Annotated in this window: 18 protein-coding genes; 12 read left to right on the top strand and 6 right to left on the bottom strand. The window is 38.5% G+C overall.

Translation table 11 applies throughout. The features are described 5' to 3' along the window. The first annotated feature begins 88 nt into the window (after positions 1 to 88). On the top strand, positions 89 to 547 hold the full coding sequence (locus tag BUC12_RS13920) for a lysozyme inhibitor LprI family protein (RefSeq protein ID WP_062179047.1): 459 nt from the start codon (positions 89 to 91) through the stop codon (positions 545 to 547). A 71-nt stretch (positions 548 to 618) separates the two neighbouring features. On the opposite strand, the gene BUC12_RS13915 is transcribed toward BUC12_RS13920, so the two are convergent. Together BUC12_RS13915 and BUC12_RS13910 are read right to left on the bottom strand one after the other, a co-directional pair. Next, entirely contained in the window at positions 619 to 858 is a 240-nt protein-coding gene (locus tag BUC12_RS13915; protein WP_062179050.1) for a hypothetical protein, read from the bottom strand. A 28-nt stretch (positions 859 to 886) separates the two neighbouring features. Further along, complete coding sequence (locus BUC12_RS13910) at positions 887 to 1,171, bottom strand: hypothetical protein (RefSeq protein ID WP_062179053.1); 285 nt, start codon at positions 1,169 to 1,171, stop codon at positions 887 to 889. A 154-nt stretch (positions 1,172 to 1,325) separates the two neighbouring features. Here BUC12_RS13910 and BUC12_RS13905 point away from each other — a divergent pair, with 154 nt between their 5' ends. The 8 genes from BUC12_RS13905 to hcp all read left to right on the top strand — a co-directional run bounded on the left by BUC12_RS13905 (position 1,326) and on the right by hcp (position 12,294). Next, positions 1,326 to 1,631, top strand: coding sequence for a hypothetical protein (locus BUC12_RS13905; RefSeq protein ID WP_062179056.1), 306 nt, complete (start codon positions 1,326 to 1,328; stop codon positions 1,629 to 1,631). Positions 1,632 to 1,793: 162 nt separating this feature from the next. Further along, a complete protein-coding gene (locus tag BUC12_RS20090) occupies positions 1,794 to 2,672 on the top strand; it encodes a lipoprotein (RefSeq protein WP_062179059.1) in 879 nt (292 codons plus the stop codon). A gap of 221 nt (positions 2,673 to 2,893) precedes the next feature. Beyond that, a complete protein-coding gene (locus BUC12_RS13895) occupies positions 2,894 to 4,177 on the top strand; it encodes a TolC family protein (RefSeq protein ID WP_062179063.1) in 1,284 nt (427 codons plus the stop codon). Between the two features lies 1 nt (position 4,178). Next, the gene (locus BUC12_RS13890) at positions 4,179 to 5,270 is read left to right on the top strand and encodes an efflux RND transporter periplasmic adaptor subunit (RefSeq protein WP_062179066.1); all 1,092 of its coding nucleotides are present in this window, start codon (positions 4,179 to 4,181) and stop codon (positions 5,268 to 5,270) included. Positions 5,271 to 5,274: 4 nt separating this feature from the next. Next, on the top strand, positions 5,275 to 8,370 hold the full coding sequence (locus tag BUC12_RS13885) for an efflux RND transporter permease subunit (protein ID WP_062179069.1): 3,096 nt from the start codon (positions 5,275 to 5,277) through the stop codon (positions 8,368 to 8,370). A gap of 42 nt (positions 8,371 to 8,412) precedes the next feature. Beyond that, complete coding sequence (locus BUC12_RS13880) at positions 8,413 to 9,096, top strand: response regulator transcription factor (RefSeq protein WP_062179073.1); 684 nt, start codon at positions 8,413 to 8,415, stop codon at positions 9,094 to 9,096. 9 nt (positions 9,097 to 9,105) lie between these two features. Beyond that, positions 9,106 to 10,452, top strand: coding sequence for a sensor histidine kinase (locus BUC12_RS13875; RefSeq protein ID WP_062179076.1), 1,347 nt, complete (start codon positions 9,106 to 9,108; stop codon positions 10,450 to 10,452). 201 nt (positions 10,453 to 10,653) lie between these two features. Next, complete coding sequence (gene hcp, locus BUC12_RS13870; protein ID WP_073357318.1) at positions 10,654 to 12,294, top strand: hydroxylamine reductase; 1,641 nt, start codon at positions 10,654 to 10,656, stop codon at positions 12,292 to 12,294. A gap of 70 nt (positions 12,295 to 12,364) precedes the next feature. Here hcp and BUC12_RS13865 read toward each other — a convergent pair whose 3' ends face one another. Then, positions 12,365 to 13,627: a carboxypeptidase-like regulatory domain-containing protein gene (locus tag BUC12_RS13865; RefSeq protein WP_062179082.1), complete on the bottom strand. Its 1,263-nt coding sequence runs from the start codon at positions 13,625 to 13,627 to the stop codon at positions 12,365 to 12,367. A gap of 621 nt (positions 13,628 to 14,248) precedes the next feature. On the opposite strand from BUC12_RS13865, the gene BUC12_RS13860 reads away from it, so the two are divergent. Next, positions 14,249 to 14,641, top strand: a complete 393-nt coding sequence (locus tag BUC12_RS13860) for a hypothetical protein (RefSeq protein WP_062179084.1) — start codon at positions 14,249 to 14,251, stop codon at positions 14,639 to 14,641. Here BUC12_RS13860 and BUC12_RS13855 read toward each other — a convergent pair. Beyond that, entirely contained in the window at positions 14,623 to 15,294 is a 672-nt protein-coding gene (locus BUC12_RS13855; RefSeq protein ID WP_062179210.1) for a Crp/Fnr family transcriptional regulator, read from the bottom strand. The two genes, BUC12_RS13860 and BUC12_RS13855, sit on opposite strands and share 19 nt — an antisense overlap. Positions 15,295 to 15,945: 651 nt before the next feature. On the opposite strand from BUC12_RS13855, the gene BUC12_RS13850 reads away from it, so the two are divergent. Continuing rightward, on the top strand, positions 15,946 to 16,365 hold the full coding sequence (locus BUC12_RS13850) for a PaaI family thioesterase (protein ID WP_062179086.1): 420 nt from the start codon (positions 15,946 to 15,948) through the stop codon (positions 16,363 to 16,365). A gap of 76 nt (positions 16,366 to 16,441) precedes the next feature. Here BUC12_RS13850 and BUC12_RS13845 read toward each other — a convergent pair whose 3' ends face one another. Further along, positions 16,442 to 18,118, bottom strand: coding sequence for a putative transporter (locus tag BUC12_RS13845; RefSeq protein WP_062179089.1), 1,677 nt, complete (start codon positions 18,116 to 18,118; stop codon positions 16,442 to 16,444). Between the two features lie 313 nt (positions 18,119 to 18,431). Here BUC12_RS13845 and BUC12_RS13840 point away from each other — a divergent pair, with 313 nt between their 5' ends. Next, the gene (locus BUC12_RS13840; RefSeq protein WP_070808576.1) at positions 18,432 to 19,175 is read left to right on the top strand and encodes a hypothetical protein; all 744 of its coding nucleotides are present in this window, start codon (positions 18,432 to 18,434) and stop codon (positions 19,173 to 19,175) included. A gap of 74 nt (positions 19,176 to 19,249) precedes the next feature. On the opposite strand, the gene BUC12_RS13835 is transcribed toward BUC12_RS13840, so the two are convergent. Further along, entirely contained in the window at positions 19,250 to 19,984 is a 735-nt protein-coding gene (locus tag BUC12_RS13835) for a hypothetical protein (protein WP_062179094.1), read from the bottom strand. Positions 19,985 to 19,994: the final 10 nt, after the last annotated feature.

Here is a 19,994-nt window from a genome sequence, read left to right as displayed (position 1 = left end):
ATAATTTACCTACCTTTGGCAGATACTTAATTATACGGGCTCTCTTCCGGAAGATACCGGCTCTGAAAATATGTAAGTTATATCAGATATGCGTAAAACAATATATATCCTTCTCTTCTTTTTTCTCACAGTAAATATGTCGGCACAAGATATAGAATTACAAGATCCTATCAGTATTGAGTTCCGGCAGGATACAATGATAATAGAGCAACAGGTTACAGATATGCTCAATAAAGATTATTCGACTGCCGGGATGGTAAAAGCCTCAGTTTTTACAGAACAAGGTTACGACAAATTGCTCAATAAGTACTATCAGATGCTATTGAATAAGCTCAAAGAAGAAGACCGTGCAATCCTCATCGATTCTCAAAATAACTGGGCACAATACCGCGACAGCGAAAAACAACTTATACGCTTAATCTCATCAGACCGGTACACTGGAGGCGGCACTATATGGGGACCTATAGCATCGGGTACAGCAGCTGACCTGACTAAAGACCGCTTGATCGAAATTTACCGATATCTGGTCTTCAGCATTGAAGAATAAACAGATTACTGAATAATAATATAAAAAGCGACAGGATATCATTTTTCCCGTCGCTTTGTTTTTTGCCTGACTTAGCTTTTTGATGCTTTACTTCGCTTCTTTACCACCTGCTTACAGTCACTATCTTCCTTTTGTTCAGATAACCATGCCCGCAATTGATTTACTTTACGGATAAGGCAGCTGGCACACGATTGCGGAGTTTCGGTCGTTCCGAAAACATCGTTATACAATCCGTAAATGCGGCTCATGCTATACTTGTGAGTCAAATCCACATCATCTATAAGGGTTTTCACCTTCTCTTTTTGTTCCATTTTCTTTCTTTATTTTTATTAGTAATTTTTATTCATCTATTTTCGACTTGCTTTCTGTATATAATCCACCAAAAACAATAAATGCCAGTACAAGCCCCACCAACCATAATGACCATGATTGCATGATCAACGAAAAGCAACCATACATTATCCAGAGTAAATGAAAGGTCAGACAAGGGCGGCAGTTAAATGGTTTCCGGTCGAATAAGCGGGATAGCTTTGCCAGCGACCAACAATCATTCTCGGTAAGCAGCCAGCCGAGAAATATACCAACTATATTAATTATCAGAATTACAGCAAATAATTGTATCATAACCAACTCTTTTTTCTATATAGATAAAAAATAGACTGAGACCTTTCCGATTATATCATTAATAACTTTATATAATCACTTCTTCCGGCAATACCATCTGCCCGCTAACAAAAAAACTCTATATTTACAGTTAATTACCGAAGCAGAAAAGAACATGAGTAAATATATATACATCGCTATTATCACAATATTTATATCTGCATGTGCAAGCAAAAAATCTTTGGATAGCAGCAAGTTATCTCTAGGAATGACGCGTAGCGAAGTCGAAAAAGTTTTTGGAAAACCCGACAGGGTATTACATGCCCAAATTGAAGGACGGCAGTTGATTGAAACCGTCGAATATACTGATCCACAGAATGGTCTCTACAAACTTATATTCGAAAATCATAAACTCGTAGAATATAAATTGTCTGATAACAAAAGGGAAACCCATCATCATAATATTCCCAGAAAGAAATAAACTAACCGGTTTCACCCTAACTACTCATTCTTTTGATTTCACTTTATTACCAAAGCATACTTATATTTATTAATAATGGATAAAATAAAAAGTTGTCCATTAAACCTTTTATATGCTTTCATGTTCTAATTATTAAAATAAAGCCACTAACCATATAAAATTATGAAAAAAATAATCTTTATATTAACAATAACAATCATACTAACCGCCTGCGGTACCTATCAGTCTTCTGATAATATGGGACAGCTAAGGTCGGGTATGAGTAAGATGGAGGTAGAATACTATCTCGGAAGACCGATCAATGTACTGGCTGTTAATTTCACACAAAATGGAACTCAGGAAGTGCTTTCGTACCGGAACAATTATGGTGAAGTATATGCAGTTGAATTCTGGAATGATTATCTAACAGGATATGAGTATTTGTACGACGACCAGCCGTATGTTGCACCTGCTCCTCCGATGATATTACCACCTGCCGGACGCCCTATTATTATCACACCAAACAATAACAGGCCGAGCAATAATCGTCCGAGCAACAATAACAACCGTCCGGGCAATAATAACAACCGTCCGGGCAATAATAACCGTCCAAGTAATAATAACAATAATAATAGTCGTCCAAGCAATAACAGCAATAACAGACCCAGCAACAACAATAATAACAATAGTAACAGCCGCCCAAGCAATAACAGCAATAACAGACCCAGCAACAACAATAATAACAATAGTAACAGCCGCCCAAGCAATAATAACAGGCCGACCGATAACAATAACAGCAACAATAATAACAGTCGCCCGAGTAGTAATAATAATAACAATAGCAACACTAATAATAATTCGGGAGGACGTACGTCGAATAGCAGATATGGTTCGGACAGAACCTCCAGTACGACTAATAATAGCAGTACAACAACTACTACGACTACAACCCGGACATCGAACTCGACTAATAGCAGCAATAATAATTCCAGCTCTAGTTCCAGTTCTAGCTCCACTTCGAATTCGGATTCCAGTTCTTCAAGATCAAATACAAGGAGATAAGAATATAAAAGAAGTAAAAGACGGGATAATAAACTTATTCCGTCTTTTTTGTGTGTATAGATTCGTAATCAGAATATAGCACATGAGAAACCATATCAAGACTAAATACATATCCTTTCTAATCTAATTCTAATCTAGTTCTAACAACAATCTAACACGTATTAAAGAAGCTTCTAATCTTTGAAAAATAAATTTGCAGTGACAAAAAATTAACTGCATTAATGAAGAAGTGTTTATTTTATGTATTGTTTTCTTTGACCTTACTCTCCGGATATGCTCAAGAAAATCAAACCCTCGATTTGAATCTAAAACAGATAGAATCATTATTCCTTGCCAATAATCTTGACCTGATTGCCACAAAGTACAACATTAGTATTGCGGATGCTGCAATTTCGCAAGCAAGGCTGTGGGATAATCCCAGTCTGTCTATAAGTAATGTGAATCTATGGAGCACAAAATCGCAGCGTGATGAAATCAGGGATATGACAACCTCTTCGTTCGCAAAGAATACGGAATTCAGTGTAGAATTAGGACAACTGATCCAAACTGCCAATAAAAGAGGAAAACTCATACAACGGGAAAAAGTTTCTAAAGAAATTGCTATACAAGAATTTGAGGAAGTACTAAGAGGACTAAAAACAGAATTGAGAAAAACTGTTTTCGAAATCGAATACTCCCAATCTTATCTCCGGATATTAAATAACCAGCAAAAATCTTTAGGGCAATTGGTCGAAGCATACAAAAGACAGGTTCAGCAAGGTAATATTGCGAAAAATGAATTACTACGGCTACAATCGTCACTACTCGAATTAGAGAACGAAATAAACGAGACACAATCAGAATTAAATGATCAATCAAAAACATTAAAAATTCTACTGAATATACCTCCGCTTGTTAATATCCAGATTATAGATAGTCTTGAAGCAGTCAAAACACCCGAAACGATACTCCTTTCCGATTTATTAGAAAAAGCAGAGGAACAAAGACCAGACATGAAGGGAATGAGGCTTCAGACAAAACTCCATCAAAAATCATTAGATTACGAAAAATCATTAAGGGTACCCGATTTAACAATAAGTGCCGCTTACGACAGGTATGGAGGTGTATGGAAAGATTTCATCGGAGTCGGGATTAGTATAGATCTCCCGTTTTTCAACCGCAATCAGGGCAATATAAAAGCCGCCCGATTAAATATAGAACAAAGCCAATACCTGGTAGAACAACATCAAAATACAATTCGCCACGAGATTGCCGCTGCTTATAACAACTATTCTTATGCATACGATTTTTACAAAAGAATAAATAAGGACAGCTTACTACCGGAACTGGACAGCATGCTCGAAGCATATACAAAAAATCTGTTGAACAGGAATATAAGTATGCTGGAGTATATCGATTTTATGGATGCTTACAGAACCAATAAGCAGACGATGTTAAATGCCCAAAAGAAGGTAGACATACAATTCGAAGAATTACAATACATTACAGGAACAGATATAAATTAAGATGAAAAATACAATCAAAACGATAGTTGCCATTTGTGCTATTCTTCTGGCATCTTGCTCAGAAAAAGGAGAGGCAAATAAGGATGAAGGTAAGACCGATAAACTAAATCAATCTTTCCTCAACAATATAAAGACCATAAAAGCCGGAATGGATAACCAGAAAGAAGAACTGACACTTACCGGAAAAGTAGATTATGACCCCGATAAGGTTATTAACTATGTATCGCTAGTAAACGGGATTGCCGACCGTGCTTATTTTTCATTGGGAGATAAAGTTCAGAAAGGACAAACTTTACTTGATGTCAGAAGTTCGGATCTTAGCTCCCTTCAGTCGGATGCCATATCCGCAGAATCGGAGGTGAAAATAGCCCGGCGTGAACTTCAGACAGCCCAATCCATGTACGAAGACAATATGCTTTCGGAGAAAGAATTACTGGAAGCACAAGCTAAAGTTACACAGGCGCAGGCTGCATACAGCAAAACACAGTCCGACATAGGTGTGCATGGCACAAATAAAGGGAATGGGAAATTTGCGGTTAAATCCCCGATGACAGGCTTTATCGTCAGTAAAAACGTTTCTTCGGGAAGTACGGTTTCTACTGACGGAGAACCCTTGTTCACGGTTGCCGATCTTTCTATCGTATGGATAACAGCCAATGTATATGCCAGCAACTTACAGTTTGTAAAAGAAGGAATGGAGGTAGACATAACGACTTTATCCTATCCCGGAGAAATCTTTCATGGTAAGATATCATCATTATCTCAGATATTCGATCCCGAAGAAAGAGTTCTGAAAGCTCGCATTGTAATGGACAATACCGACTTAAGGCTCAAACCCGAAATGTCGGTTGTAATAAAACTGAAAAACAAAGCTTTCGACCAATTCATCGCCATTCCATCAGATGCTTTGATCTTTGATGATGATAAGTATTTCGTCATAGTAAAAGAATCGGATGAGAAGTTCCAGATGAGAAGGGTCACTCTCCACGGACACAATAACAAGACAACTTATATTGCCTCCGGTCTATCATCGGGAGAAGATGTAGTCATCAGCAATCAATTACTTATTTACGCCGGATTAAAAGAGAACTAACATTATGCACAAGTTTGTAGAAAATATAATAGCATTCTCCTTACGTAATCATATTCTGGTACTTTTCATGACGGTACTGTTATTTATCGCCGGGATTGTCTGCTACATACATACTCCGATAGAAGCATATCCTGATGTGACCAATACACGTGTACGCATCATTACACAATGGTCGGGAAGAAGCGCCGAAGAGGTAGAAAAATTCGTAACGCTGCCTATAATGAAGGAAATGAATACTATTCCCCGAAAAACGGACGTACGTTCCACTTCATTATTCGGCTTATCGGTCGTTACGGTTATTTTTGAAGACGGTGTAGATGACTTTTTCGCCCAACAATATTCATCGAACCGGATGCAAGGGCTGGAACTGCCTGAGGGAGCAGAATCTTCCATCGAACCACCTTCGGGAGCTACGGGAGAAATATACCGTTATGTATTAAAGAGCGATTTGCCTATAAGGGAAGTAGCAGCAATAAACGAATGGGTGGTCGAACGCGAATTACTCTCGGTTCCGGGGGTTGCCAGCATTGCCAGTTTCGGCGGCGAAGAGAAAATGTTTGAAATCAAAGTAAATCCTGCCGAACTTAGCAATTATGATTTATCTCCGCTAGAAGTATATGATGCCGTATCTAAAAGTAATATTAATGTAGGGGGAGATATTATCCAGAAAGGAAGTCAGGCTTATGTAGTAAGAGGTATCGGCCTACTCGAAAGCGTGGAAGATATCGAGAATATCCTGATAGAAGTAAAAGGGGGTACCCCCATCCGTGTGAAACAAGTGGCAAACGTAAGTGTATCGTCCAAACCCAGATTGGGACAAGTGGGACTGGATGACGAAGATGATGTAGTACAGGGTATCGTCATTATGCTGAGAGGACAAAATCCGGGAGAGGTTATCAACAATCTTAAAGTAAAAATAGACGAACTTAACGACAGAATCCTGCCCGGGGATATCAAAATAGAACCATTTCTCGACCGTACAACATTAGTGGATTCCACAGTGCATACAGTGATGAAAAACCTTTTGGAAGGTATAGTACTCGTTTCCATAGTTGTTTTCATTTTCCTTTTCAATTGGCGCACAACATTAATTGTAGCCACTGTGATTCCGCTATCGTTTCTTTTTGCCATTATCATGCTACGGATTCAGGGATTGCCAGCCAATCTGATCTCAATGGGTGCACTAGATTTCGGCTTATTACTGGAGGGAACATTAGTAATAGTGGAGACCGTGTTTGTTGCAATGGAAAAACGCTCCGAGCAATTAGGCATTCGTTTTAGCAAGACTTCGAAAAGCGGTATTATAAAAAAGAGTGCAGGCAGCGTGGCTTCCCATATATTTTTCGCACAGGTAATTCTTTTGGTTGCATTGATCCCAATATTCTCTTTCCAGAAAGTGGAAGGTAAAATGTTTTCGCCACTTGCTTTTACTCTCGGGTATGCACTGTTAGGTTCGCTTATCCTTTCCCTTACTTACGTACCTGTAATGTGTAAATCATTATTGACCAAACCTCTGAAAGAAAAAACGAACTTTATTAGTCGCTTCTTTATAAACAACCTAAACAAAATATATGTATTTAGTTCGCAATACAGGAAAGGAACAATTATCGCTTTTTGCTTTTTATTATTAATATGCATTGTCCGTTTTGGATTCTGGGGTACAGAGTTTATACCGAGCATGAATGAGGGAGCGATTTATATCAGAGCAACCTTACCTAACAGCGTCAATCTGGACGAATCGGTAAAAGTAACGAAAGAAATGAAACAAAAACTCCGTCAATTCGATGAGATTCAATTTATACTTTCGCAGACAGGACGTCCCAACGATGGAACCGACCCTACCGGATTTTTCAATATTGAGTTTCATGCCCAACTGAAACCTGAGAAGGAATGGAAACGCAAAATAAATAAAGACGAACTGATCGCAGAGATAAACGATTCTATAAATATCTATCCCGGTGTTATTCTGGCTTTCAGCCAGCCAATACAGGATAATGTGGAAGAATACGTGGCAGGAGTGAAAAGTGCACTGGTTATAAAAATCTTCGGAAATGACCTGCATCAGCTAGAAGATCTCGCCGACCAGACGGCCGCAGCCATAAAGGACGTACAAGGTGTTGAAGACGTTAATGTATTCCGCAGTATCGGATTACCCGAACTTCAGATCAAACTGGAAGAATCACAGATGGCTCGTTATGCGGTTTCGATGGCAGATGCTCAGGCTGTTGTAGAAATGGCAATTGGAGGAAAAGCTGCGACCAAATTTTATGAAGAAGAACGTACTTTTGATGTACAAATCCGTTTCCAGAAAGAATATCGCGACAATGAAGATAAAATCGGGAACATTCTTATCCCAACTATGGATGGAAAAAATGTCCCTCTGAAAGAAATTGCAGAGATTAAGTTTATTACCGGACCTACTTTTATTTACAGGGAAGGCAGTAGCAGGTATGTAGGAGTCGGATTCAGCATTCGCGACAGAGACTTGGGGTCTACAATAGCCGAAGCACAAAAGATAGTAAACGAGAAAGTAAATCTCAATACTGAAAATAAAATGGTATGGGCAGGCGAATTCGAAAGCCAGCAACGGGCAACTAGCCGTCTGATGGTAATTATTCCGGCTGTACTTTTACTTATACTCTTTTTACTTTACCTGAATTTCGGCACGGTTAAAGATACCCTTATTGCAGCCAGTGCCATACCTTATGCTTTTATCGGAGGCTTTATCTCGCTATGGATCACAGGCACAGTGTTCGGCATATCGGCAGGGATCGGATTCATTATCTTATTCGGGATTACTGCGATAAACAGTATATTACTTATTGTTTTGATGAAAGAACGCATGCAACGAACCAAAAATCTGCGTTTGGCGATTGACGATGCCGTAAGTAACCGTATCCGTCCGGTACTTATGATCGCCCTCATGGGTTCTATGGGATTACTTCCCGCTGCCCTATCACATGGTATGGGTTCCGAAATACAAAAACCTCTTGCAATCATGATTGTCGGTGGAATACTGATTTGTATGATCCTATCATTTACGGTGCTGCCTCAGGTATTTTATTTTGCATACAGGAGAGATAAGAGATTAAAAGAATAAATACGTAGAAATCATTATCTTTATAATTCCAATATTCTAGTTATGGAATTACTTTTAGTAGAAGATAATAGCCGGATCAGCGATTTTGTGATGAAAGGCTTGGAGGAAAGCGGCTTTTCTGTTGTTCTGGCAAATAATGGAATTGAAGCCCGTACTCTTATCAGCCAAAGGGAATGGGATATGATTCTGCTCGATATTATGCTTCCCGGGATAGACGGTATCGAGCTTCTGCAATATACACGCTATAAAAAGATTAATACTCCTATTATTGTCATAAGCGCACTCAGCGACCCCGAAGATAAAATAAAGGCTCTGGATTACGGTGCAGACGACTATATCACAAAACCATTTCTCTTCAGGGAATTAGTGGCACATATAAATGCATTGACCCGCAGAACGAAGTTGAGTTATAACTCGTCTTCGGACGTGCTCGAATGTGGCAACCTGAAAATGGATGTGGACAGGCACAAGATAGAACGTGCAGGTGAAGATATTAATCTGACCCTGCAAGAGTTCAAGCTACTCAAACTACTGTTGGAAAATAAAGATAAGGTTCTTTCACGCACACAATTACTCGATACCGTATGGGGTTTGAATTACGATACGAATACGAATATTGTGGATGTTTATATCTCCTATCTGAGAAATAAGATAGACAGGGATGATTTACCCAAACTTATAAAAACAATAAAAGGGCGTGGTTACATGATACAATCAAACGAATAAAGAGTTAACATGAAAGTAAAGACCCGACTCAGCCTATTTTGCTCGTTGATTTTCAGCATTGTATTCGCCATTCTCTCTTTTCTGATATACGGGCTTTACTATAAAAACACAGAAAATACGATATACAATAACCTGAAAAAAACGGCCTATATTTCGGCATTGTTTTATCTGGAAGAAGACGAATTAAGTGCCAAAGAATTCGATAAGATAAGGGCACAGTTTGAAGAAGTAGTTTCAGATTCTTCCTATCAGGTATATGGCATGGATAACAAGGTTGCTTATGGCACTGAATCAGTTTCCATTCCTATTTCCATGCTGGATAAAATAAGACAAAACAATTCCCTGTCTTTCAAAACGGGTGAATATATCTGTTATGGTATTTTTTATAAAGACAATCAAGGGGACTTTGTCGTAATTGCAAAAGAAAACAGGTCTGTTTTAGACACACAACTTAACCTGCTATTGTGGATATTGGTTCCTTTGTTCTTAACCGGGGTTCTGGCTATTGTCCTCCTGAGCAGATGGGTTGCCAATATTGCATACCGTCCGTTTAGTGAAGCTATAGCAGAAGTCAATAATATATCGACGAACAATCTGGATGTTCAAATAAAATCCCCTCAAACTAAAGATGAACTACAGGACTTAATAGATACCTTCAACAGTTTATTAACAAAAATATCGGAAACGGTAGTCGTCCAGAAGAATTTTGTACGCTATGTTTTCCATGAGTTTAAGACTCCGCTTGCATCCATGCTCGGAAATATTGATTTGTTCTCTATCAAAGACCGTTCCTCTGATGAATACAAACAGTTATCGGAGAAACTAATGCAACAGATATTCCAAATGGAAGAAATACTGGATACACTCATTATCATATCCGATCTGAAAAAAGACGAAAGAGAAGCCGCCCAAACTCGTATCGATGAATTAATTTGGGAAATCATCCACAAAATCAAAGATATTCATCCTTCAGCGAAAGTTCTGGTCAATATCGAAATCAGTCCCGAAGATGAGGCATTGATGCTTGTAAATATAGATCATACACAGTTATTGATCTCACTCTACAATTTGATAGAGAATGCGGTTAAATATTCGCCAAAAGAGAATGTCAAAGTTTACCTGTATAAAAACAACGATGATTTATGTCTTTCTATTGAAGACAGAGGCATCGGTATATCGGCAGAACAACTGCCCCATATAGGGAAACCATTTTTCAGGGCCGATAATACAGACGAAATACAAGGTAGCGGCATAGGACTATCATTGGCTCTGCGTATACTAGATAAAAATAATATCCGGTATCAGATTGAATCGGTTATTGATGTAGGCACTAAAATAACCATATTCTTTATATAGTATTATCCAACACTGTATTCTCTCCATAAAATAGAAGACTAAACCTTCATATAAAGGCTCCTCTCTCACGAGAAGTCTTATTTGTTGTATCTACAAGCAAAAAAACAGTTTGTAACAAATGATACATTTTAGCGAATACCAATTCCATAGATTTGTATCCGGATCAACCAACTAATATATAAACTTATAAATTGTATAATTATGAGTATGTTTTGTTATCAATGCCAGGAGACATCTAAAGGAATAGGATGTGAATTGATGGGTGTCTGCGGAAAAACACCTGAAGTATCGGACATACAAGACTTATTGCTCTTCGTAAATAAAGGAGTAGCAGTGATCAATGATGCTTTACGCAAAGAAGGAAAAGCATCGCCTGTAGCCGATAAGTATGTTATAGATGCCATGTTTATGAGCATCACCAATGCTAATTTCGATTTCGATGCGCTTAAAGACAAAGTTAAAGAAGGTCTGGCTCTTCGCGACGAGCTAAAATCACAATTAAACACCAATACCTCCAATCTGCCGGATGCCTGCACTTGGCAAGGAAACGAAGACGAATTCATGACCAAAGCTAAAACAGTGGGTGTACTTCACGAACAAAACGAGGATATCCGTTCGTTGAAAGAACTGATACATTATGGCTTGAAAGGGATGGCTGCTTACGGTGAACATGCCTACAATCTGGATAAAAAAGATGACGAACTATACCGCTTTATGCAACACGCTTTAGCCGAAATTACACGCGAAGATATTTCGGCAGACGAACTTATTGCATTAACCCTCGAAACAGGTAAATACGGAGTACAAGGTATGGCATTGCTCGATGCTGCAAACACGGGCAGATACGGTAATCCCGAAATGACACAAGTAAATATCGGTGTAGGTAAAAACCCGGGAATACTTATCAGCGGGCATGACCTGCGGGATATCGAAGACCTATTGATACAAACAGAAGGTACAGGTGTAGACGTTTATACCCATAGCGAAATGCTACCTGCACACTACTATCCACAACTAAAGAAATATAAGCATCTGGTAGGTAACTACGGCGGTGCATGGTGGCAGCAAAAAGACGATTTCGAAACTTTCAACGGCCCCATACTATTCACTACCAACTGCATAGTTCCTCCTTCGAAATCAGCATCATACATCGGCAAAATATTTACTACAGGTGCAGCCGGCCTTACAGGTGCAAGACATATTGCCGACCGCAAAGACGGACAATCCAAAGATTTCTCTGAAATCATTGCTTTGGCAAAAACATGTCAGGCGCCTAAACAAATAGAAGAAGGCACTATACTCGGTGGTTTTGCTCATGCTCAGGTATTGGCACTTGCCGACAAAGTTGTAGACGCCGTACAATCCGGAGCTATCAAGAAATTCTTTGTGATGGGAGGATGTGATGGACGTATGAAGAGCCGCCAGTATTATACCGATTTCGCACAAGCTTTGCCGCAGGACACAGTTATCCTTACCGCAGGATGTGCAAAATACCGTTACAATAAATTACCTCTGGGTGATATAAACGGAATACCACGTATGTTGGATGCCGGACAATGTAATGACTGTTATTCGCTAGCCGTTATTGCTCTGAAGCTAAAAGAAGTATTCGGACTGGACGACATCAATAAACTGCCTATCGTTTATAATATCGCATGGTATGAGCAAAAAGCCGTGATCGTATTACTTGCTCTATTGCATTTAGGCGTAAAGAATATTCATCTGGGCCCTACCCTTCCGGGATTCCTTTCACCAAATGTTGCTAAAGTACTAGTTGAGAATTTCGGTATCGGCAGTATTACTAATGTAGACGACGATATGAAAATGTTTTTGGCCAGTTGATTTGGGAGGATCAGCTACCACTAAAATAGAATGCCCCGGATATTTTCGGGGCATTCAAATTTTATATAGTTCAATCTTTATATTGCTTTTTCAGCTTAACAACAGCCGACTCCAACGATTCTGTCGGTTCAATAATATTATAGGCTTGCCAGAAGTTATTATCCGAGAAATTACTGATCTTATCGGACAACGTCTGATCCTGTTTGAAGAATTCTTTACTAGGTATTTTTTCTGAGCCGGCAGGTTTACTATCTGTCACCACCATTTCGGATATTACAGTATAAGATGTCGCAAACAAACGCCGTTTCCAATCACAGTTAAACTTTATCTGATTACGGATATAATTGATACGGCTACGTCCGTCCTGCGAATTATAAGTCACTATAAAGGATACCTCATTAGGTTTAAAGCGCAGTTTAGAGGGCTTCTTCTTCAATATAACACGACTTACTTTTTCCTTGTTATTCATATCCATACTATATTCAACACGTGATATAGTCAAAGTTTGCTGATCGATATAAATTTCACCCGAAAACAAAGGCATCTCGGGAATAGTTACCTGAGGCACAAACCCTATTGTATAATGAGGACGATCATTGATCATTACAGGATCTTCCATCTTATATCGGTAGAAACCAAGAGCTTCCTTTTCCAGTAATGGATATGGGTTTTTAACTATATCTCCGTATACTGCCAGATTAGGGCCACCCTGTAACTTTACACTAAGGGTATCACTCGGTTTAGGGCTTAATAACCGCCGCCCTTTATAAATCTGTACCCCATCTCTGTCCACCTCCTGGGCATAAGACGTTTTATAGATATTCATTACAGCTTCCGATATATCGATATACCGCTTTCCCTTTTGTACTGTCTCCCGGTAAAAACCCGACAATATAGTTGCAGTATTACTGTAATTCTGATCTATCTTTTTCACTGCTTCCCCTACAATTACTGCCGGATCGCCGGATCGTATAACTATTTCATCCAGAAGTTGACTATCGGACGACAATAAGAATGTTTCATTTGAAATACCTGAATTATTCAGCGGATATAAATGGTTTTTGTAGCCAATATGCGAAAAAACCAGATTCTGGGATTTATTTTCCACAGGTATTTTCAGCGAAAACTCCCCGTCGCTGTTAGTCACAGTGCCAATATCCGTACCTTGTACAGATACATTTACATACTCAAGCTTTTTCTTCGATTTCTGATCTTTTACAATTCCGTTTACAGTTATGACCTGCGGATCCGATTGCCCAAACATATGGAAAGGCAGCATAAAAATAGAAACAAGTAACAAAATAGGAATAAGCGAACTACTTTTGGCTTTCATAATGAGTATATTTAGATTAGAAGTGTATATTTCAGTGAATTAGATTAATAGAATATGCTTCGACATTGTAACAAAAAATAAGTTCCGATTGTTTTAAGAATACAGGCTTATTTGTTAAGTAACAGTAAGTATACATCTGTGTTACCTGTGTAAAGGATATGTCACTTTTATAAACTATTTTAAATTAAATATTTAACCTCAAAAAAGGTGACAAAGGTGACAAAAGTGACACTGTTTTTTACTTTTTATTTTTCATTCGAATCTCTACCGGCACCTGATATTTTATGAATATGTAACCGGTATTCCATTCCTGATTTTTTATTTTATAGATAAATATCTTAATTACTAATTCGCATTAATTAATAATAAATCATTAAATATTTTCTAATATGAAAGCAATAACAAGCATTAACAATACCTTTTACAAACATAACAAACTATTTTTCTTTCACTTACAAAAATGATAAAAAAGCTCGCGTTTTGATTATACTAAAATACACAATTTTCGTTTATTATTATATAAGTAACCATAAAGTATTTAAGGTATATAAAATATAACCGGATTGTTGTTTTGGTTACCAGACCAACAAAAAGATATTAAGCCTTAAAAACCATCTGAATATGCAAAAAAAATATCGATTCGTATCATTACTGCTTTTGCTCCTCTCCTTTTCGGCCTGCGGCGATGTAGATGAGGTGGAGAGCGAATACAATGATACCAATATCATAGCCGGAATATGGAACAACTACTACGGGGAAACCGATAGTTTGGTTATGACCCGTGTGTTTACCAGCGACCGTTATTCATATTTTTCATATGCTGAAGGAAAAGAACAAGACGAACAGAACAAGAGTAAATATTATCTGGATGAGACCAAGATATACCTGGAAAAATATATACAGACATACAAACTCGTGACCGATACTTTATGGATTACAAATAGCAAAGGAGATCAAACAACAAAATATATCCGGTCGAAAACTATACTTTCCGATCAGAATGTAACTAACTGAAGTAACTTATTCCGTTGCAATATCTTAATATTCTTTCGGTTAACTTCGACTAAACCTTCTTCCTGCATATGTGCCAGCTCCCGCGCTAATGAAGGGCGCGATACCCCAAAGTACTCCGCCAAAGCATTCTGGGTACGATCCAACTCAACTTCCGTTTTATCAGGTTTCGACAAATCGAGTAAGTACATCGACAATTTCTGGCGTATAGTGCGGAAAGACATCAGATGTAGCTTTTTTGAAAGCATGGAGGCATACATAGCCGATATGTTTAGAAAGTTAAGCAGTAGACGCTCATTCATCTGCAACATTTTCAACACCGACTTCTGAGGTATAATCAAAGCCTCTACCTTATCGTGAGCGGTAACTTCTACCGGAAAACGGTTATTAGGTCCAAACAGAAATAATATTGCCAATGGATTAGGTGCATATATATCTTCTACCTTAACAACTTTACCCGAAGGATCGGACATCTCGGCCTTGACAAACCCTTCTGTCAAAATAATAAGCCGATTACAAGGTTCATCCTGACGGGCCAATACTTCTCCTTTCTCAAAAAGCTGAACATGATGAGGTATGACCTCAAATAAGCTGGCTAATTCATCTGGCTGGACACCTATAAATACGGGACTTTCTTTTATTTTTTCGAAATTCATATCCATTGGATTTAATGAGAAGTATTACAAATATAGCTATCTTTCTCCGGATAAAAATCGGGTGAATAAGTAAAATTCGATGTACATATCTCCTATCAATCTCTAGTTGAAAAAGTTCTTTTAAATAATTACCTCTTTTTTGCTGCGCGCAACCACAGATTGCTTACCCTTCTCTAAGTTTACGACTGATTTGGCTGTACGCCCGTCAGGCTCTGACATCGTCGTAAAGCACGGGGCACCCGTTGTGCGAAGAAAGCGTTAAAAGACAAATAGAAGTTGTATTAAACGTATTTTATTTGTCTTCGCTTTCGAACACATAACGGGTCGGGCTTGCAGGCGTAGTCTTGATCTTTTGTTTCGTTTTGCATCAAGGCAAAATGAAAAACAAGCCTTTAGGCGCGTTAGTAAAATAGTAGAAAAGTAGGGAACCTTTTTCATGTACTAATTCGCATATTTCATTAAAAAATAATGGACAACACTACCCTTTCGGAAAATATCTCTTATTTTCGTGGAACAAAACCGATAGAAAACCGTTTAATTGGTTTACACGGTATAGGTATTTATCCTATTATTTATCACCTGACCGTTGTTTTGGTTACATAATGTTACTAACTCAAAAATATATCATTAAATATTTCAGCTACTTAATATATGCGATTAAACAAAAATAATATTCGGGAGCGTGTCAAAGACACTATGATGGAAACTTTGAAAATGAGTTTTGTTGAAAATGACGAACCCACAATAGAAGTAATAATGCCTGTCGGACGGCACAATTGCCAGACGATGGATGTTCTACATGGTGGCGCCACAATTTCTTTGGCAGAAACCGCTGCCGGAGTAGGTTCAAATCTTTTGTGTAAAGAAGACGAAGGATGCTTCGGTATTCAGATCAGTGCCAATCATATATCTTCGGCTAAAATAGGAGAAACAGTCAGGGCAATAGGCACTCCGGTACATATCGGACGCTCGACTCATGTTTGGGATGTTGAAGTTATATCGGATACAGACAAACGCCTGATCTCAAAAATAAGTGTAACCAACTTTGTAGTACCTTACAGAAGAAAATAACTAAACAGATAAAAAACACAAAAGGGCTTCCCGAGATCGGAAAGCCCTTTTATATTTTACCTATATAATATATCAACTAAGCAAAAAACAACAGAATCAGCTGTGCTGTAATAATTCTCACAAACATAGTCATCGGATAAACAGTAGCGTATGCAACCGCAGGCTCATCTCCCTCCACTGTTGTATTTGCATAATTAAGTGCCATCGGATTAGCCATACTTCCACAAAGCATACCTACGGTTTTAGGATATCCCAATCCCATAACTTTCATACCTATAGTACCTACGATCAGAACCGGTATTACAGTCAGAGCAAAGCCGATTGCTATCCACAACAATCCTTCGCTTTGAAAAACAGTTTCGAAAAAATGTTCACCCGAATCCAGACCCAGACAAGCCAGATAAACTACAATACCCAATTGGCGCAACATCAGATTTGCACTCTGGGTCGTATAAGTAGTAATACGAAAACGAGGCCCGAATGCTCCCATCAGGATACCTACAATAATAGGCCCCCCGGCAATACCTAACTGCACAGGAACGCTGATACCCGGAATCGGAATCGGAATCGCCCCCAAAAGCAAACCTAATGCAATACCTATGAATATGGCAATAAGGTTCGGGTTCTTTAACCGAGCCAGCTCATTACCCAATATCTTGGCAACAGTATCTACCGAAACTTTTTCGCCGACAATAGTTATCTTATCCCCTATTTGCAATGCCAGATCAGGAGAAGCCAATAAGTCTATACCTGCACGGTCTACACGGGTAATATTAATTCCGTACAGATTACGCAGCTTCAGAGCTCCCAGTTTCATCCCGTTTACCTTGCTACGGGTTACGATAATACGTCTCGATACCAAATGGCTGTTATCAATATGGTTCCAGTCTATATCCTCTTTATTCCAGTCAACCTCTTCCTGCTCACCAAACAACACTTTGATATTCTCTACATCCGATTTTACAGAAATAATCAATATATGATCATTGAGTTCGAGAGTCGACTCCGATGTGGGGATGGTAACTTTTCCATCACGCCATATCCTTGAGATAACAAACTTTTTGGGCGACAGCTTCATTATTTCCTTGATAGTACGCGATACTATAGCCGGATTAGTAACCATAAATTCGCCGACATAGGTACTATGGTCTTTCTTTTCCCTTTTCGCAGAATCAGAACTTTTAGGAACGAAACATGCCCGCATAAACGCAACAGCGAGTATCACACCTACCACACCTAACGGATATGTTACAGCACAGGCCAAAGCCATATCTGCAATACCTTTCACATTAGTAGGATCTATCTGGCGCAAAGTTTGCTGAGCCGCACCCAGAGCCGGTGTATTAGTTACAGCACCCGATAGTATACCCATCATGTCGGGCATAGATATATGCGTTGTAACAGCCAGAATTATAGCAGTGGCTAAACCAATGGCAACTACTGCCAACGACAGCATATTGAGCCTGAAACCACCTTTTTTGAGTGATGAGAAGAAACCCGGGCCAACCTGGATACCCAAAGCGTAAACAAAAACTATAAGCCCGAAATTCTGGGCGAAATAAAGCATATCCCGGTTAAGATCCAGCCTGAAATGCCCGATTACAATTCCTGTAAAAAAAACAAAAGTAATACCTAACGAGATATTAAATATCTTGATTTTCCCTAATTGCAACCCAATAGCTGAGATCACGCAAATAAGAACAACCGTCTGAATCATTGACGGTTTGAAAATGGCATCTAACAACCAATCCATAACAAAAGCAACAAAATATATTTTATGTTCTCCGATATATACAGTTATAAGCTATCATATACTCAATAACTGCTAAAACACTGAATTTCAAAAAATCCGCCGCAAATTTATTACTATTAATTCTATTTATAGCATTTTGTCAGTGAATCTTTCTCTATCAGATTCTTTTTTAGAGAATATTCATATAAATTATAACAGACGGAGGCTATTCATGTTCATGTTGACAGTTGGCTATAGCTCTACTGATACTTCAAATAATTTTATCTATACCATAGAAAATCAGTATATACTTAAAATTAAAATGCTTTCTTTTATGGTAACACTTACTTTTGACAATCAGCAGATTCAGATTCCACAATCATGGTCCGATATCAAACTGGGCAATTATGAACGTTGGTTTATGACAGAACCCCGAAACCGGATAGAACAGGTACAATTAGTTGCGGATGTTTGCGGCATAGACTCAGAAATATTGCTTGACAATCCGACTCAGTTATTCGATACGATATATGATATTATCCGTTTCGCATTTGAAGAATACAAAGGAGAACCTGCGCACTCTATTGAAATTGAAAACAAAACATTCGTTATTGCACAAACCGAAGACCTTACCCTCTCGGAATGGGTTGATATAGAATCGGTTTTCGAATCTGATTCCGAATCCCGGTTATCCGATATATTATCAATCCTTTGCCGTCCTGCCGGAGAAGGTTATAACAGTAAGGTTACCGACAGCCGCCGGAACATGTTCCGTAACCTCAATATGGATAAAGCGCTTCCGCTTCTGGCTTTTTTTTTGCAGCAAAAAGAGAGATATCAAGCCGTTTCGAGCCTCTATTCAGAAGTAAAGTTACAGGGCGCCCAATATCTCCGTCTTATACAGGATTTTGCCGAAAATGGGGCTGGTACAAGGTCATTGCCGATCTGGCAGAAGATAAAATTCTTCTTTTTGATGAGGTTCTTAAAAAAACGGTTGTCGAAGTTTTCGGATTTCTTCTTTACCGGCTCGACAAGGCTCAAGCCGAAGACGAACAGGAACAATTCAGAATGCAATTGAAACGGTAAATCTATTTTTCCGGTAAAAACAAAAGGGGCTGCTTCTGATCGAAGCAGCCCCTTTTTATTCAGTTTTTATTTATACATTGCAGGTGTAATAACGATCTCAATAGCCTTTCCGTTTACATCGCGGTAAACATGTTTAAAGATACCGTTTCTGTCTTTCACCTCTTGGGCCGAAATATCATTTTTCGTATTCTGCACCAATATCTTTTTCATTAACGAAATATCAAAGTCTTCAAATTTAACTTTAGAATCCAGATCATAGATAGCGACCAATGTATCAGGCTCAGCCGCAGTATAATCGACCAGAGTAGTTACTTCGTCTAACCTCATAGGTATTAACAACTTATTGTTCCATACCATATCAGGCAATAATTCAGCTAACACTTCCTTGTCCGACCTGTTATCTTTCTGAAAAGCATTATAGTCATCCGGAGTTATCAATACCTGATACAGATATTTGCCATTAGTATCGGTATATACATATAATATACTTGCATTAATATCTCTCAAAGATTTAATCTGCGGAGCAGTAACTACATTGTATAATGCCCGCCGCTTTGTAGCTCTCTTAGCTACTACCGTATCAGTTAATTCTGTTTTAAAATCCACCTTAAAATTTTGTCTCAACACATTGCCGGGTAAGGCTTCATTGCTGACCAACGTCGTTACCGGATCTATTTGCAAAGGGCATTGCTTGTTAGTCTCCTCTACAACGGTCTTCAATACAGGACTGATTTGCTTATTATCTTTACATCCGGTAAAGAATAAAGCAATTGTAAGTAATGCGAAAAGTGTCTGTTTCATAGTTCTTACG

It is taken from the genome of Indolivaga macrotermitis, assembly GCF_900128985.1.
GTDB lineage: Bacteria > Bacteroidota > Bacteroidia > Bacteroidales > Dysgonomonadaceae > Dysgonomonas_A > Dysgonomonas_A macrotermitis.
The sequence above is the reverse complement of the archived record's forward strand: the minus strand, read 5'-3'. Positions and strand labels throughout refer to the sequence as shown.